The sequence below is a fragment of the Actinomadura rubrisoli genome (assembly GCF_004349215.1).
Taxonomy (GTDB): Bacteria; Actinomycetota; Actinomycetes; order Streptosporangiales; family Streptosporangiaceae; genus Spirillospora; species Spirillospora rubrisoli.
The window spans coordinates 1-13,577 of record NZ_SMKU01000002.1 but is presented as its reverse complement, the minus strand read 5'-3'; the positions used below and the strand labels follow the sequence as shown (position 1 = coordinate 13,577).

At 69.5% G+C, this 13,577-nt stretch carries 27 protein-coding genes; 3 read left to right on the top strand and 24 right to left on the bottom strand.

All coding sequences use genetic code 11. The features are described 5' to 3' along the window. The first annotated feature begins 40 nt into the window (after window positions 1-40). On the top strand, window positions 41-244 hold the full coding sequence (locus E1298_RS00725; protein WP_131888748.1) for a hypothetical protein: 204 nt from the start codon (window positions 41-43) through the stop codon (window positions 242-244). Window positions 245-246: 2 nt separating this feature from the next. Here the strand turns inward: E1298_RS00725 and E1298_RS00720 are convergent, their stop codons facing one another. The 24 genes from E1298_RS00720 to E1298_RS00610 form a co-directional block, all read right to left on the bottom strand. Continuing rightward, window positions 247-675 (bottom strand): hypothetical protein, encoded by a 429-nt coding sequence (locus E1298_RS00720; protein WP_131888747.1) that lies wholly within the window; start codon window positions 673-675, stop codon window positions 247-249. Further along, on the bottom strand, window positions 672-905 hold the full coding sequence (locus E1298_RS00715; protein WP_131888746.1) for a helix-turn-helix domain-containing protein: 234 nt from the start codon (window positions 903-905) through the stop codon (window positions 672-674). The genes E1298_RS00720 and E1298_RS00715 overlap by 4 nt, the downstream gene beginning before the upstream one ends. Beyond that, a complete protein-coding gene (locus E1298_RS00710) occupies window positions 902-1,555 on the bottom strand; it encodes a WhiB family transcriptional regulator (protein ID WP_243725331.1) in 654 nt (217 codons plus the stop codon). The genes E1298_RS00715 and E1298_RS00710 overlap by 4 nt, the downstream gene beginning before the upstream one ends. Then, the gene (locus E1298_RS00705) at window positions 1,555-2,442 is read right to left on the bottom strand and encodes a DUF5131 family protein (RefSeq protein WP_131888745.1); all 888 of its coding nucleotides are present in this window, start codon (window positions 2,440-2,442) and stop codon (window positions 1,555-1,557) included. Before E1298_RS00705 ends, E1298_RS00710 begins: the two co-directional genes overlap by 1 nt. Then, the gene (locus tag E1298_RS00700; protein WP_131888744.1) at window positions 2,439-2,678 is read right to left on the bottom strand and encodes a hypothetical protein; all 240 of its coding nucleotides are present in this window, start codon (window positions 2,676-2,678) and stop codon (window positions 2,439-2,441) included. The genes E1298_RS00705 and E1298_RS00700 overlap by 4 nt, the downstream gene beginning before the upstream one ends. 14 nt (window positions 2,679-2,692) lie before the next feature. Further along, window positions 2,693-3,088: a hypothetical protein gene (locus tag E1298_RS00695; RefSeq protein WP_131888743.1), complete on the bottom strand. Its 396-nt coding sequence runs from the start codon at window positions 3,086-3,088 to the stop codon at window positions 2,693-2,695. Window positions 3,089-3,418: 330 nt separating this feature from the next. Beyond that, window positions 3,419-3,901, bottom strand: coding sequence for an XF1762 family protein (locus tag E1298_RS00690; RefSeq protein ID WP_131888742.1), 483 nt, complete (start codon window positions 3,899-3,901; stop codon window positions 3,419-3,421). Then, the gene (locus E1298_RS00685; RefSeq protein ID WP_131888741.1) at window positions 3,898-4,194 is read right to left on the bottom strand and encodes a hypothetical protein; all 297 of its coding nucleotides are present in this window, start codon (window positions 4,192-4,194) and stop codon (window positions 3,898-3,900) included. The genes E1298_RS00690 and E1298_RS00685 overlap by 4 nt, the downstream gene beginning before the upstream one ends. 519 nt (window positions 4,195-4,713) lie before the next feature. Next, the gene (locus tag E1298_RS47615) at window positions 4,714-4,866 is read right to left on the bottom strand and encodes a hypothetical protein (RefSeq protein WP_165975223.1); all 153 of its coding nucleotides are present in this window, start codon (window positions 4,864-4,866) and stop codon (window positions 4,714-4,716) included. A 176-nt stretch (window positions 4,867-5,042) separates the two neighbouring features. Further along, complete coding sequence (locus E1298_RS00680) at window positions 5,043-5,666, bottom strand: hypothetical protein (protein WP_131888740.1); 624 nt, start codon at window positions 5,664-5,666, stop codon at window positions 5,043-5,045. A gap of 44 nt (window positions 5,667-5,710) precedes the next feature. Continuing rightward, a complete protein-coding gene (locus tag E1298_RS00675; RefSeq protein ID WP_131888739.1) occupies window positions 5,711-5,986 on the bottom strand; it encodes a hypothetical protein in 276 nt (91 codons plus the stop codon). Window positions 5,987-6,057: 71 nt separating this feature from the next. Further along, window positions 6,058-6,399, bottom strand: coding sequence for an HNH endonuclease signature motif containing protein (locus E1298_RS00670; RefSeq protein ID WP_131888738.1), 342 nt, complete (start codon window positions 6,397-6,399; stop codon window positions 6,058-6,060). Window positions 6,400-6,443: 44 nt separating this feature from the next. Further along, window positions 6,444-6,950 (bottom strand): hypothetical protein, encoded by a 507-nt coding sequence (locus E1298_RS00665; protein WP_131888737.1) that lies wholly within the window; start codon window positions 6,948-6,950, stop codon window positions 6,444-6,446. Further along, window positions 6,947-7,294 (bottom strand): hypothetical protein, encoded by a 348-nt coding sequence (locus E1298_RS00660; protein ID WP_131888736.1) that lies wholly within the window; start codon window positions 7,292-7,294, stop codon window positions 6,947-6,949. Before E1298_RS00660 ends, E1298_RS00665 begins: the two co-directional genes overlap by 4 nt. Further along, window positions 7,294-8,073, bottom strand: coding sequence for a Rad52/Rad22 family DNA repair protein (locus E1298_RS00655; protein ID WP_131888735.1), 780 nt, complete (start codon window positions 8,071-8,073; stop codon window positions 7,294-7,296). The genes E1298_RS00660 and E1298_RS00655 overlap by 1 nt, the downstream gene beginning before the upstream one ends. Before the next feature lie 148 nt (window positions 8,074-8,221). Continuing rightward, window positions 8,222-8,713, bottom strand: a complete 492-nt coding sequence (locus E1298_RS00650) for a hypothetical protein (RefSeq protein ID WP_131888734.1) — start codon at window positions 8,711-8,713, stop codon at window positions 8,222-8,224. After that, window positions 8,710-8,970, bottom strand: coding sequence for a hypothetical protein (locus tag E1298_RS00645; protein WP_131888733.1), 261 nt, complete (start codon window positions 8,968-8,970; stop codon window positions 8,710-8,712). The genes E1298_RS00650 and E1298_RS00645 overlap by 4 nt, the downstream gene beginning before the upstream one ends. After that, window positions 8,967-9,245: a hypothetical protein gene (locus E1298_RS00640; protein WP_131888732.1), complete on the bottom strand. Its 279-nt coding sequence runs from the start codon at window positions 9,243-9,245 to the stop codon at window positions 8,967-8,969. Before E1298_RS00640 ends, E1298_RS00645 begins: the two co-directional genes overlap by 4 nt. Continuing rightward, window positions 9,242-10,042 (bottom strand): hypothetical protein, encoded by an 801-nt coding sequence (locus E1298_RS00635; protein WP_131888731.1) that lies wholly within the window; start codon window positions 10,040-10,042, stop codon window positions 9,242-9,244. Before E1298_RS00635 ends, E1298_RS00640 begins: the two co-directional genes overlap by 4 nt. A gap of 99 nt (window positions 10,043-10,141) precedes the next feature. Continuing rightward, window positions 10,142-10,540 (bottom strand): hypothetical protein, encoded by a 399-nt coding sequence (locus E1298_RS00630; RefSeq protein WP_131888730.1) that lies wholly within the window; start codon window positions 10,538-10,540, stop codon window positions 10,142-10,144. A 93-nt stretch (window positions 10,541-10,633) separates the two neighbouring features. Continuing rightward, window positions 10,634-11,041 (bottom strand): hypothetical protein, encoded by a 408-nt coding sequence (locus tag E1298_RS00625; protein ID WP_131888729.1) that lies wholly within the window; start codon window positions 11,039-11,041, stop codon window positions 10,634-10,636. Beyond that, the gene (locus E1298_RS00620) at window positions 11,034-11,381 is read right to left on the bottom strand and encodes a hypothetical protein (protein ID WP_131888728.1); all 348 of its coding nucleotides are present in this window, start codon (window positions 11,379-11,381) and stop codon (window positions 11,034-11,036) included. Before E1298_RS00620 ends, E1298_RS00625 begins: the two co-directional genes overlap by 8 nt. A 267-nt stretch (window positions 11,382-11,648) precedes the next feature. Continuing rightward, the gene (locus E1298_RS00615) at window positions 11,649-11,855 is read right to left on the bottom strand and encodes a hypothetical protein (protein WP_131888727.1); all 207 of its coding nucleotides are present in this window, start codon (window positions 11,853-11,855) and stop codon (window positions 11,649-11,651) included. A 5-nt stretch (window positions 11,856-11,860) separates the two neighbouring features. Beyond that, window positions 11,861-12,115 carry a hypothetical protein gene (locus E1298_RS00610; RefSeq protein WP_131888726.1) on the bottom strand — a complete coding sequence of 85 codons (255 nt, stop codon included), beginning with the start codon at window positions 12,113-12,115 and terminating at the stop codon, window positions 11,861-11,863. A 194-nt stretch (window positions 12,116-12,309) separates the two neighbouring features. Here E1298_RS00610 and E1298_RS00605 point away from each other — a divergent pair, with 194 nt between their 5' ends. Together E1298_RS00605 and E1298_RS00600 are read left to right on the top strand one after the other, a co-directional pair. Beyond that, window positions 12,310-12,834, top strand: a complete 525-nt coding sequence (locus tag E1298_RS00605; RefSeq protein ID WP_131888725.1) for a helix-turn-helix domain-containing protein — start codon at window positions 12,310-12,312, stop codon at window positions 12,832-12,834. 195 nt (window positions 12,835-13,029) lie between these two features. Beyond that, a partial coding sequence (locus E1298_RS00600) for a hypothetical protein (RefSeq protein WP_131888724.1) occupies window positions 13,030-13,577 on the top strand: 548 nt, incomplete at its 3' end.

Sequence of the window (13,577 nt, the reverse complement as noted above, 5' to 3'; positions counted from 1 at the left end):
CAATGTAGGTGTGGTTGGCGTCTCGTGGGACACTGGGCGCATGGCTCAGCGAGACCTCATTGCGGCGATGCGCGCCCACAAGCGCGCCGAGACACGCCTCACCGAGGCTCGGGCGAGACTTGACGACGCCGTACGTGATGCCGTGAAGTCCGGCGAATGGCAGATCGTAGATGTCGCCGAAGTCACCGGGTGGTCTCGAGAGACCGTCCGAAAGATCGTGAACGCTGAGACAGCCGACTCTTGACATCAGGCTGCCCCTTCTCTCCTGCCGACCGTGCTTCGGGAGGCGGTGGACAGGCAGGAGCAGCAGCGGGACTTGTGGCCGTCGCGTTTCCTGCGGTCCCGGCGGAACTCCGACAGCGGCTGGACCTCACGGCACGCTGAGCAGCGTTTGTGGCCGGGGCGGACGAGGTTGACGATCTCGGCGTACGCCTCCTGTGAGACGTGGGGGCCGTGTGTCCAGGCGACCAGGTCCCCGAACGGAAGGTCATCGGGGATCATCACCGCGAGTGCGATGATCAGCGCCGCGACCTGGTCGCGGTCGCCGGTGTCCAGGACGGGACCGAGGACGGCGTGGACGCCGGTCGCGTCGCGGTCGCGGACGCACACCGACAGCTCGGTTGCCGCAGGTAGCGCCTCGTCGATGAGGGCGTCGAGTTCGTGGGCGGCGGTCATGGCGTCGCCTCGCCCGGTGTCGCGTGGGCGACCGCAACCAGGTTGAGGTGGAAGCCCAATGACTCCGCGTAAATCTCCAGGAGGGTCAGGGACGGTGAAGAGCCGGTCTCCCACATGCAGACGGTGGAGGCGGAGACGCCGGCGCGGGTAGCTGCGGTGCGCTGGGACAGGCCGCGGCGGATGCGTTCGGCGGTCAGCTGCTGGATGAGGGGATGGGGGCAGGAGGTCATGCCGCTGTCCCCCGCTGCCTGCGCTGCCAGTTACGGCGTGCGGCCTTGCGTTGGTCTTCGGTGAGCCCGCCCCAAACGCCGTCCCGTTCGTTCCGTTCGAACGCGTGCGTTCGGCAGGCGTCGAGGACGGGGCAGGACGACCGGCAGAACCTGGTCGCGTAGAACTCCCGGAGTTGCCTGTCGGCGGATGGTTCGCCGGGGGCGCCGAAGAAGAAGGTGAGGTCTTTGCCGCGGCACGCTGCTTGGTCCTGCCAGGCCCAGTCGGGTCGCTGTGACGCCGACCGGCCGAGTCGGGCCTTCGGCTTGGCGGGCGGCGTGTAGGTGTCTTCTGTGTCGCTCTGGTCGCTGGGGAGGCCCAGCGCGTCGAGGGCGTCTCGTGCGGCGTCGGCGTCCCGGTCGTGATCGGGGTGGGTGCAGAGCGTCACCCCGCGCGCCGGGTTCAGCTCGCAGGCGTGCTGCCCGGCGGCGAGGTCGGTGACCTTCGTTGCGGCCTCCCACCGTTCTGCGGCCTCGACCGTGTCCTCCACGGGCGGCATGACCAGGATGTGTTCAGCGTCGATCTGCTTGCCGATGGGGCGCTTGTGGGTGTCGGCCTGGCGTGCGGCGCGGACGGTCGCCCACTGCGGGTCCATCTCACGGGAGCGGGCCATCACGCACCCACCCCGACGTTGTACGGCAGCTCACGGATGCGCAGGTCAGCGTCCCAGTACTCGGGGTCGCCGCCCTTGCGGTCTCCCTGAGCGGCGACAGATCGGCCACCGACGAACATGCCGGCAGCCCATGCGGTACCGAGCTGCTTCACGAACGGTGCGGCGTGCGTGTCGCGGCACTGGGCGATCAGTGACCGGACCCATGCCACGTCAGTCGGTCTGGCTTTGGCGCCGCTCTCTCCACCTGAGATGACCCACGACACCGAGTTCGGTGCGGCGGCGTAGACCTCGCGTCCGTCGGCGGTCTTCACGTCGCCGGACAGGCAGTCGACCAGGGCGCCGTTGCCGGCTCGGATGTTGCGGAGATCCACCGGGCCGAGGAGCGGTTCACACGACAGGAACAGCACGGCCGCAGGGATGCGGAGCAGAGTGGGAATGCGCTGTTCGGCGAACCGCTGGTTCTCCACGCTCGTTCCGAGCCACACATGGGAGGGCCAGTCACGGCCCCAGGGCGCCATGCTGGCGACGTTCTCGGGGCGTTTGGTGAGGAGCTGCCACCGTAGCCACGGCGTCGCCTCGATGAGGTCCCAGAGTCGTTTGCGGGGTTCGGCCACATCCGGGTGGTCCTCGAACACGTCCGCCATTGACGCGCAGAACACCTTCGCGGGGATACCGGCGCGTTCGGCGCCGCGGTTCCACTTGAGGGGCTTCGCCCAGTTCGCGTCCGACAGCATCCGGCGGGGGCCGTGCTTGCGCCACACCTGGTGGCCGTAGCGGCGGGCCTGGCCGTCGGCGTAGCAGAACCTGCATGCGGGTGACACGCGCACGCAGCCCCACCAGGGGTTGAACGTGTGCGTGGTCCATTCGATCTTGCTGAACTCACTCACGGCGCGCCTCCCGTGGTGTCGGCGTGGATGGTGTCGTCGGCCTCCGGTGCGGCGATGAGTCGGAAGCCGCCCTGGCCCATCGAGTTGCCGATCCGGTAACCGGCGCGGACGTCGAAGTCGACGCCCCCGCCCGGGTTCTCGGGCATCAGGTACTCGATCGAGCCTTCGAACGAGTCGCCGTTGGCGACGCGGGTGCGGATGTCGTCGATGACCGCGAGTAGTTGGTCCCTCGCCATGGGGACAGGGCGGTTCATGAGGTACCGGCCGTCCCGGTGACGGGCCGCCACCCGTCGTCCAGCCCAGGCCGCTTGCGGACGTTGTAGAACACCCGCTCGAGCGCCTCCACCGACGTGTAGCCGGTCTGCTCCCGGACCACGTTCGCCGCGTCCACCGCAGGCAGCGCCGTGATCTCAGTGGGGAGAGCGTCCTCGCGGTCCGAGCGCCAACAGCCGGGGCACAGGACCCGGGCGCCAACGCGCATCCAGCCCTGCACGTCGTCCCACTCGTTCATGTCGGATGGGAACACCTCGACGAGCTCGGTCGGGGCCCACAGGATCGGGGCGCCAGGCGCCACGTCGTCGTCGACGAACGGGGTGTTGCAGCGGGAGCAGTGGAGGATGACCCGGATGACAGCCTCAGTGATCACGACGCACGCTCCTCGGCCGTTGTGGTGACGGGCCGCCGCCCGTGATCAGTCATGAGGGATCTCCTGGAGTGGAAGGTTGAGGGGCGAACTTGCGGCATCCGCAGGGCGTACATGCGGTACCGGTGTGGACCGAGCAGGCGGTGCGGATCTTCTTGTCGGTCGCAATGTTGTGCAGCAGTCCGAGATGCCCGCACAGGCAGAGGAGGAAGGCTTCGGGCCGGGCAGGCAGGGGACGCTCGGGGGCCCGCCCACCCGCCTGCCCGGCGCTGGTGGCCCCGCCCGCCGCGGAGCCGGTGATACGCGGCGGGCGGGGCTGCTCAGTGCGGCCGGTCACGACGCCTCCCACAATGTCCGCGGGATGCCTTCAGTGCCTTTCGGCGTACGCGGGCGAGAGGGACACGTCCAGCCGGGGCGTGATCGCCGCTCGGCAAGGACTCGCCATCCAGCGGCATGCAGGCTCGTGCCAGCCTCACCCTGCTGGGTGTAGGTGACCAGGCGTCGGTAGCCGAGCGCCTTTGCCGCCCGCCATGCCGAGCCATAGAGCATCGAGTTGGCGTTCGCCGTGCCATCCGTCGCAGTCCGAGTGACTTCGAGAGTGAGCCCGTTGTCGAACATCCGGGCGACAGGACGACCGACGATCGCGACCCCTCGCAGGACGTCGGCATCGTCTGCCACGCCGAGGCAGAACTTGCAGCCGACCGGTGGCGCGTGATGGCGATGCCACATCTCCACGAATCCACAGGCGTCCTGGAAGCGGACCGGGACGATCCGCAGGAGACTCTCGCTGAGTTTGACGGTCTGAGCGCTGGTCATGCCGCGTCCGTCTCGTCGGCCGCCGCAGCGGGGTTGCCTTCGAGGGCGGCGATGCGGCACCACGGGCAGACCAGGTCCTCGGCGTCCGCCCACCAGTCGCGGTGCACGCCACGCGGGCACGTTTGGGGTCGAACGAGCGGGCGGCCGTTGAAGCCGCGTACCAGTGCGGTACGGACCTCGACGAGGACCTTCCACGGGTCACCGCCGGCGGCGTTGTCGATCATCGTGACGGCCACAGACGCCGACCCCACGGCCTGCATCAGGCTCCGGCCGAGCTGCTGATCATCGGACATCCCAGTCGCCTCTCTGTTTCACGGTCGCTGGTGGGGTGATCGGGTGCGAGCCGGAAGGGCTCGGGGACGGGGACGGCGTCGTCCCGGTCGGGGAAGGTGACGGGTTTTCGGAGGGTCCGGTCGACCGGGACGGCGTTGCCGGACGCGGTGCCTTCGGCGGGGGCGGCGCAGCCGCAGGGGGTTTCGTCCTGCGGGGACGGGGCCGGTCGATGCTCCGCGCTGGTGCAGACCGTGATGGTTCAGGCGCTACGGCACTGGGCCGTGTGGCCTCCGTGGACGACGGCGGCGCGACCGTTGGTGGACGAGAGCCGGTAGAGCCGCCCAGGATCCAGCCCGCAGCTGCGGCCATCGGGACGACCGGGGCGCTGATCAACGCGACCCACTGCACCCGCGTGAAGCTGCGGCGGCCACTGCGGTGCCTGCCAGACGGCGAAGGCTCCGGTAGCGGCATGTCCAGCTCCCGGGTCTGGTGTGTCCGCAGGCCAGGGATGATGTCGGTCCGGTCGGTGTCTCGGTCTCTCACACCGGCTCACCGCCCTCACCGATCGTGCGGAGCTCAGTGGTCGGCGCGGACGGGTCACCCATACGCCGCTCGGCGAGCTCAGCCTCAAGTGCGCCCTTGTCGTAGTGGACCTGCTTGAGGGCCTCGCGGAGCCGTCGCCGTTCAACCACGATTACGGTGAGGAACCCGGCCCCCGACGTCGCTGCGGCTACCACGGCGCCAGCCGGAGCCGACTGCGACGCTGCTGCCGCGATACCAGCGGTAGCGGCTACCGCGCCAGCGGCGGGCAGCCGGTGCCGGGACACGGAGTCGAGGAGCCGGTTCACCCGGGCGGGGATGCGGACGCTCACGCCGACATCACCTCGCGGAGGACCTCCGGAGGAATCGCGCCCGTGGTCTGGGTCTCGTCCGCCAGCGACGGGTCCCGTTCGGTCTCGGCGCGGATCAGCTCCGGGACCGCGGTGTACAGGGTCGTGGTCACCAGGACCCAGAAGCCGTGAAGGTTTCCGGCGGTCGCGACGAGGACGCGGCCCGCGGGGTTGTCGTCGCGGGTGTCGACGGGCGCGCCGAGCGCCGCGGCGTACTGCCCGACGATCGCGCAATGCTCGGCCTCGCTGCCGTCCAGGGCGTACACCTCGCCATGGATGCCGTCGCCGGGGAACGACCAGCGGAGGTGCCCGCCCGGCAGGTCCGGTTGTTCGCCGTGCAGGCGGCGCAGGGCAGCGTGCGGGGAGAGCGGCGCCGGCGCAGGGGCCGACTCGGCGGAAACCCGGTGCCCGGCCGCGGCGAGCAGCACCGGATGCGGCACCCGGATCGGCTCGGCTGGGGTCTCCTCGACCTCCGCGCAATACTCGGCCACATCGGTCCGGGAGAACCGGTCGAACAGCCCGCCGACGAGCCCGGCGACCGTGGAGGTGTACCAGCCGCCAGTTGCGGCGACGCATCCGTAGACGAACCGGACCGACCTCACCGGAAGCGACGGGCCCCGACTGGGCTGGACTGCGTGCCGACCGCTCATCGGGTCACCTGCCCGACCTCGACCGTCAACCAGTGGTCCTCGTCGTCGGGGTCGGTGACGGTCCACGTGCGCGGGTCCGCGCCGGGCGCGTCATCCGGGAGGTGATACTCCACAACGACCGCACCGTCCTCGCCGGGGTGGTGGCCGACGACACGCCAGTCCACCTCCGAGCCGTCGTCGGGGTGGCGACAGATCTTCTCGCCCGGCTGCAGCGTCCGTGCCGGTGCGTCGACCAGCAGCGGCAGGTCCGTGGTCGCGAGTCCGTTCAGCACTGGTGTCTCCTCTTCCTTTGCTTCGGCGGGAGGCGCGGCAGGGACTGCGGCAGGGGCTGGGGAGCAGGCGTTCACGCGGCATCGCCGCCATCCCACGAATGAGCCATCAAGCCGAACTCGTAGGCCCAAGGCGGGCCGAGCTGGACGAGGCCATGGCATGTGCGGCACAGCGGCACCATGTTCGACGGATCGGTGACCGATCCCCCACGGCCGCGAGTAAGCGGTTCGTGGATGTCGTCGGCGAGCCGTCCGCAGCCAGGTGCCCTACACAGCGGGGCGTCGCCGAACGTGGCGTGCACGACCTTGTGGCGCTCACGATTCTCTGCGCGGCGCTTCACGCTGACCGGCTGCAACGGCGTGACACGGGCCAGCCTGATCGTTGAGGTGAGGGGCGCACGCCGCTCGAGCCTCATCGTGGACGTGAGCTGGGTACGGCGCTCCAGGCGCCCGCCCCGCTTCACGACCCACCGCCATCGGCGCGGATCGGCAGCAGCTCACGCCAGTCCAAGCCCTCGACCTCAGGGAGGTCGTCGAGGTCGATCACGGCGAGGAGGTCTTCGGCGCCGTCCTCGGGGTAGAACCGCTGCTGCGGAGTCGCCGCGTCGAAACGGACCCCGGGGACGACCTCGCCATTGTCATCAACGGCGCAGCCGCGGGCTTCTATCTCGGCGAGGAGCTTCCGCTCGAACGCCGGGCGGACGGTCTCGACCTGCTCCACCTCGGTCGACCAACCGGCCGCGACATGCTTGGTGAACGCGTCCCGATCCGACACCATCGGCTTCTCCACCGGTTCGGTCCTGGCGACCTTGCCGAGCTTGGCTTCGCCGAGCCGTGCGGTGTTCTTGTCGCCTGGTTCCTGGTCGATGAACGGCTCGAACGTCTTCAGCGCGGCGGACAGGCGACGCTGCTGGAGCTTCAGCAGCGCGTACGCGAGGCGCGCTTCGCGGGCCGAGATGTCGGTCATGGTGTGATCCCCGATCCGGCGAGGCTTGCCTCCGCGCGGGCCGTGGAAGCCAACGAACGGCCCACGTCGATGCGGGCGTGCAACGCCTTCATGTGTTCCTTCTGGACATGCACCGCCGATGCGGCCAGCGACCAATTCCGCCACTCGGCGTCGCACTCGGCGACGGCCTGCTGCTTGCGGTCCTCCACCGAGCCCGACGCGCCACGAAAGACCTGCGAGAACTTGACCTTGTAGGCGGCCTCGGCCTCGATGGCGGTCTGTTCGAGCTCACCGAGCCGGCGAACGGCTTGGTCGAGATCGACACCGAGTTGGCCGAGTTGCTGAGCGATGACGGCAGGAAGCATCAGGCAGCCGCCCCCGCCAGTTCGGCGTGCCGCCGGTTCCCGATCGCGTACAGGCGGTCGTACTGGGCTTGGTCGCACTGCCCAGCGGCCCGCTTGTTCTCGACTTCGTTAGCAAGCGTTTCCAGGTCGCCGAGGTCGGTCGCTCTGGTGATGCGGCTCTCGATGGCCGCGAGCCAGCCGGGGTCCGTCTCGGCGGACGCAGTTGGAGCATCGCCGTTGAGGTCACGGTCGACCTCGTCGTTGCCGAGCGAAACCTGCTGCGGGACGCCGTCCTGAACGTCGCCCTCGGACGGCTCCCCCTCCGGCAGGATGAGCGTGCCTCGGACGAGGGCGGCGAGCTGGCCCTTGTTGTAAAGCGATAGCCCGAACTGGTCACCGAGGTTGATCGCGGCGCGCTTCTTCGCCAGCGACAGAGCCGACTTGTACGCCAGGTCGTGGGCGTCGCCGCGGGTCTGGTTCTGCGCGGTCGCGGTGGATCCGTCCTCGTAGTGGCAGATCTCCTTGCCGGCCTGGTCCTTGATCGTCAGGCGGAGCAGCGCCCGGTAGCAGCAGTCCCACCGCCCAGTTGCGACGCCCTTGTTGTCGACGCGTTCGTGCTCGTACACGCACTCGACGGAGACGACGTCGGTGTTGAAGGAACCGAACCCGAACATCCGGATCAGATGCGCGGTGACGTCCTGCTGGGAGACGTGGGAGTGACCCTTCCCGTCGCGGAGGACCCGATTCTTGTTGACCGGCCGAAGTAGCTGCTCGACTTGCTGACGGGTGAACGCGGTCATCGGGATCCTCCGTCGGGTCCCTCGGTGGCCGGGGGAACACGGCCAGGTGAAGAGGTGTCAGGGGTCTCGGAGTCCTGCGCGGTAGCGGGCGGGGGCCCCGCCGGGCGCGCGGGCGGGCGCGTCCCGGCGGGGCGGTCGGGGATGGCGGTCATGCGGCCCTCCGCGTCCGGGGCCGGCCGATGCCGGGCTGGCCGGGTTCCCACCGGTAGGTCACGCGCCAGTGGACGCCAACGTAGAAGGCCGCCGCCTGCCGAGACATCTCTGCCGCGCGTGCCTGCTCGTACACGGCTCGCGTGTCCCGATGGGTGTCGCACCACCGGCGGTAGGTCGGCGCCTCCTTGCAATCCCGCACGGCACATCCGGGTCTAGGCGGGGGCGGGTTCACATACCGTTCCGCGGTCTCGACCGTCACGCCGATGCGGTCCGCGGCCTGCTCGACGGACTCACCGCCCTGGACGAGCCAGAGGAGGTCCTCACGCAGGGCGGCTGACCATTCGGGGCCGCGACGCGGGGGCGGCGGGGGTTCCCCTTCGCACGCCCCAGCGCGGTACCAGCGGAAGTAGCAGGCGCGTGACCAGCCGCGGCGCTCGGGGTCCTTGGGGCGTCCGCAGCCGCAGGCGCACAGGGCGTCGTCGGTCACGGCGCCTCCCCGGGGCTCCAGGGGCGGACATGGACGCCGGGCTTGCGCTCGTCCCAGCGCGGTTCGATGTCGTGCTCGCCGTCCTGGTCGTCGGCGGGCGGGGCGGTGAAGCCGGGCGGGGTGACGCGCTCGCCTGGCAGGGGACGCGGGTCTGCGAGGCGGTCGACGCGGGGTCCGGCGGCGATGGTCTTCTTCAGCGCCCAGACGCCGAGGATGGCGAGGGCGATGGGCGGTCCCCAGGTGATCACGGCGCTCACCGGCCCGCCCCCTTGGCGTAGTCGCACACCGTGACGGCCGTCCGGGGCGCGCCCTTCTCGTGGAGGTGAGCGCGCATGGCGTCGGCGTCGGCCGTTGACATCGGGCCGAGGAGGACGGTGTCGCCGAAGGCGTCGGCGGACAGGACGGTTAGCAGTCCGCTGGCCTCGCAGCGGATCCGGTGGGTGTGCCAGTAGGTGGCGGTGTCGGGGGCGTAGAAAGCCAGGTGGGTCTCGTTGATGTGCACGCCCGCAGTGAGAGCGTCGGCGGCGCTCACTGGCCCGCCTCCGTCCCGTCGAGGGCGCAGATGGTAGGGCAGGGCCAGGGCTCACGATCAGCCAGACACGTGGACTCCACCGCGTCCTGGCCGCGGAACTCCTTGTGGAGATGGCGGATCCTGTTCCGGGCGATCACCGGATCGTCGAGAGCCCGAATCGTGGAGCATGGCCAGGCCACCCACTGGCCGCCGTGGTCCCCGCCGCACTCTGGACGATGACCGCCACAGGTCGAGGGCGGTATACAGCAGCCGTGTCGCGGCTGTGCGATCTTCGGGTGCAGCATCCGGACCAGGTGCTCGTGCTCGGCGAGCCGGTTCCGGTCGTCGTCGGCCGCTTTGAGCGCCTCGTTAAGCTTGGTCCGGACCTCGGTGCGGCTGGCGCGCAGGGTCGCCGCGACGCGCTGCGCCTCGGCCAGCTGGTCGCGGAGCCGCTCGCTCTCGTCCCGTGCGATTCCGGCGTCGTCGTGCGCTGCGTCCCGCTCGGCCTGCACGGCGCCCATGTCCCGGCGCAGGACGGTCAATTCGCGCATTCCGCCGCGCGTCTTCCAGGTGGCGACCTCGGCCAACTCGGCGCGGAGCCGGTCGCGCTGGTCCTTGAAGTCGTCGCGCTGGCCGGTGAGCACCTCCACCGCTCCGCGCGCAGACCGGCTCTCGGCGGCCAACTCCTCGATCCGCCCGATATAGCGGGCGGACGCCGTGCGGAGCCGGTCCACCTCGTCCAGCAGGACCTGCACGTCTCCTCGGCCGTAGCCGCGCTCGCGGATCTCGGCGAGCATCTTGTCGGTCATCGGCGTCATGCCGACACCTCCTGTCCGGTGTGGCGGCCCGGGGCGCGGTGGTGGCGCAGCCGGGCGGGCGCGGTCAGCCCGGCAACTGGCTTCTTCACGCGAAGCGATTCACGCATCGGCCGCCTCCGTCTCGTCGAGGAGGCGCGCGTTAAGCTCCAGCACCTGACGCCTGGCTGCGTCCCGCTGTTCGGTCAACCGCTCGATTGCGGTCTGGCGGCCAGCGGCTAGCCGTTCGGCGGCACACCGCCGCTCGTACTCGGCCCGGGCGATCACGGTCTGCCGAGCGAGCCCCTTCTCAGCCGCGCTCAACAGGATCTGAGTTTCGTGGTGGTTGGCGTGCACCTTCTCGACGTGCTCGGTCCACAGCTTCACCGTGGCGGCCGCCTCGGCGCGGGCAGTGTCCCGCTCGTTCTGAGCAGCCAGCGCAGCGGCCTGCATCCTGTCCAACGCGGCCTGCAACTCGGCGACACGCGCGACCACCGCAGGATCAGTCATCGGGTCAGCCACGGGCCACCGCCTTCCGGGTGGTGGCCAACAACCACTCGTACACGGCCATCACCCGGTCAGCAGCGGCGTGACGGCGGGACTCGTACCGGATCGTCACGGCGCCACCGCCTCAGCCACGGAGTGGTTGACCGCGCGGGCGATGCGGAGCGCGTGACGGCGGGCGCTACCTGCCGCCGCCGTGGACGTTCGTGCCTCGTGGACCGGCCAAGAAGCGGCCACCGTCTCCAGCGACACCGCCTGCGCCTCACGTCCCAGCAGCAGCGCCAGGACCAGTTCGGCGAGCGCCGCATACTTGCAGTCGATGACCTCGCATTTGTCGCAGGCCGAGTGCTGGTGCTCCTCGTCGAACGGCAGGAGGTGGTCGCCGCAGAACGCGATACCAGAAATGGTCTCGGCGTCGGTCATCACCAGACGCGGCGGCGCGCTCAGGTCACCTGGCAGCAGTTTGCGCAGTTTCGTGGCAGCGGTATGCCGCTCGGCGGCGGGCGTCGGCTCAGGCATCACCGGCCTCCTCGCCCTCGACCTGGACGTTGTGGCAGTACGAGCGGCGCGCCTCGTCCTCGGCGCTACGACGCTCGTCGATGCGCGAGAACGCGTACCGCATCCCGGCGACAGCGATCTCGACGCCCACGGCACCTGGACCCTCGTAGCGCTCGTAGGGGATCCCGGCCTTGGCCAGAGCGTCAGCAGCGGCGCCGATCGCGGCAAACGCCTCCTCCTCGTTCCCGGTGACCGCGAACGAGGGGTGCCCGTACTCGTAGTGCGGAAGCTCGGGGATCTTCTCCAGCAGGTCCGCGATAGCGCGCAGCCCGGTGATGTACTCGTCGCGGGACACGTTCATGTCGCACCGCCCGCAGGCTCCACGGCCATCTCGGCGGGTCGCTGGCCCGTGCCAGGCGGGCACGTGTGCGGCCGGTCCGTGGCGGTCTCGTACCAGCGGGCAGGGACACCCGGGGTGTCCTCACGCAGTTCCGTGGGAGTGGAGCAGAAGGGGCAGTGACTGCCGGTAGGCTCGGGCATTGCTGGCCGACTTCCTTCCTTCTCGTGATGTGGGGTTGTCGGTTGGTGTGGAGCCCTGGTCGGGTCGCAGCCGGCCGGGGCTCGTCGTCTATGCGGCGCGGTGCTCCTGCTCGTCGGGGTGGGCGCACATGCCGCCCACGAGCGGACGCAAAGCCAGCCACACATCATCGCCGCGGCGGATCTCAGGGGCTGCGGCGGCGCACCGCTCGGCGGCTTCCCAGCATGCGATGTCCCGCGCCGACATACCGGGCCGGTACCAGGGCCGCGACTCCATCGGGGCAGTCGAGTCACCCATGGCGCTCATGCGCTCCTCCGGAGAGGGCGGAGGCCAACGACCTCGAACATGTCGTCGAAGCGGAGGTCGGGGAAAGCGGCCAGGACTCCAGCGATGAACGCGGCGTTGACCTCACGGCGGCCACGTCGGACACGGCTGATGTATGCCTCCGACTGCCCGAACGCCTCGCCCTGTTGCGCCTGCGTGGTGAGTTCGGCCAGCGCGCAGTACTTGTCGTACTGGTTGTGGCGGAGCTGCACTCGCGGCTCTATTTGCTGCACACGCAGCACGCTAACTTGCTTGCTGCTCGGCATGCAAGGGGTTGGACAAAGCGATTACAGTGGATGTGGCTGTCGAATCTTCTTTCGAGTCAACGCGGTGATCTTGGAGTTTCTGAGCGTCCGTCCCCTGACCTGCTAGTTGCTGTGCGGCAAGCACGTGACTTAGCTGTCGCGAGGGGATACAGTTCTTGCCCGTGGGCACCGAAGAGGACAAAAGGTTCGGTGTGTGGCTACGCCGCGAGATGGAACTACGCGGCTACGAAGTCGATGGGTCACGCGCCGGCGGCCGCACCCGCCTAGCCAAACAGACCGGCATCAGCCCCTCTGTCATCTCCCGCATCCTGATCGACGACCGCGTCCCCGAGATCAAGGCGCTACGCGCGATAGGCGAGGTGTTCGGCTACTCGCTCGGCGACATGCTCGTCCACGCCGGCGTCGCCACTGCCAAGGAGATCGCTCCCTCAGCGCGCCTCGGCCCCCTCGTTCCCGCACCACCCGATGACCCCGATGTGCCGTCCGACATCGGCTCCAGGCCGCTGTGGGAGCAGTACGTATGGCGCACCCCAGGTACTACGACAGACGAGCGCCGCATGATGATCTTCTTGAACTACCTGGTGCGCGATCAACTGGATGACATCGATGCCCTGTTGGCGCTCAAGAGCGAGGTCGACGGCATCGTCAACCGGAGGCTTCGCAAGGGACGCGGCAAGGTGAGCTGACCGGTCCTTACGACTCACTGTTGGCGTTCTTGTCGTGCACACAACTCACCACGACAGGATGTTAAGTAACAAACACGTAACGGTGACGTGAATGACTCGACGAAGTCAACCCCGCACGCGTCTCATCTAATACGGGGCCTTGGCACACAACCGCATCCAGCAACACGCACGAGACGCGCGCGAGGTGTGCCAAACATGTCCATCAACGTCGATGACTCCGGCGCCCACCGACTCATCCCCGACACCCCCGCTCTCCCAGCCGCCACCGGCGAGCCACGCCCCCGCACCGCGCTAGCCCGCTTCAAAGCGGGCGCCACCTCACTCAACCTCCCCCACGATTACCGCAACGCCATCCGACACGGCGAACCCGGCGACTGCCACAGCCTCGTCCTTGATGGCGTCCGCGTCTTCTACACCCTCGCCGCCCGCTCCAAGCGAGACTGCTGCTGGGACTACCAACGCGAAGCCGAGTCATGGCGAGAGTTCCGCGCGGCCCTCGCCGCCGAATATCACACCGGCATCCATCCCGAGCTCCCCCGTGAGATCGCCGCAATCACCTACATCCGTGACAGTGAACGCGTCCACCTGTGCCGGCCCGGCTCGCATCCGGGCACCCGCCGCCGTCTCCGAGACATCTGGCGCCGCTGGACCGCGCTGTCCCCCCTACCGCTCCTGGGCGCGCTCACCCAGCCCCTCGCCGGCAGCGCCACCGCCGTCGGGATCGCCCTCGCGCCCGTCATGCC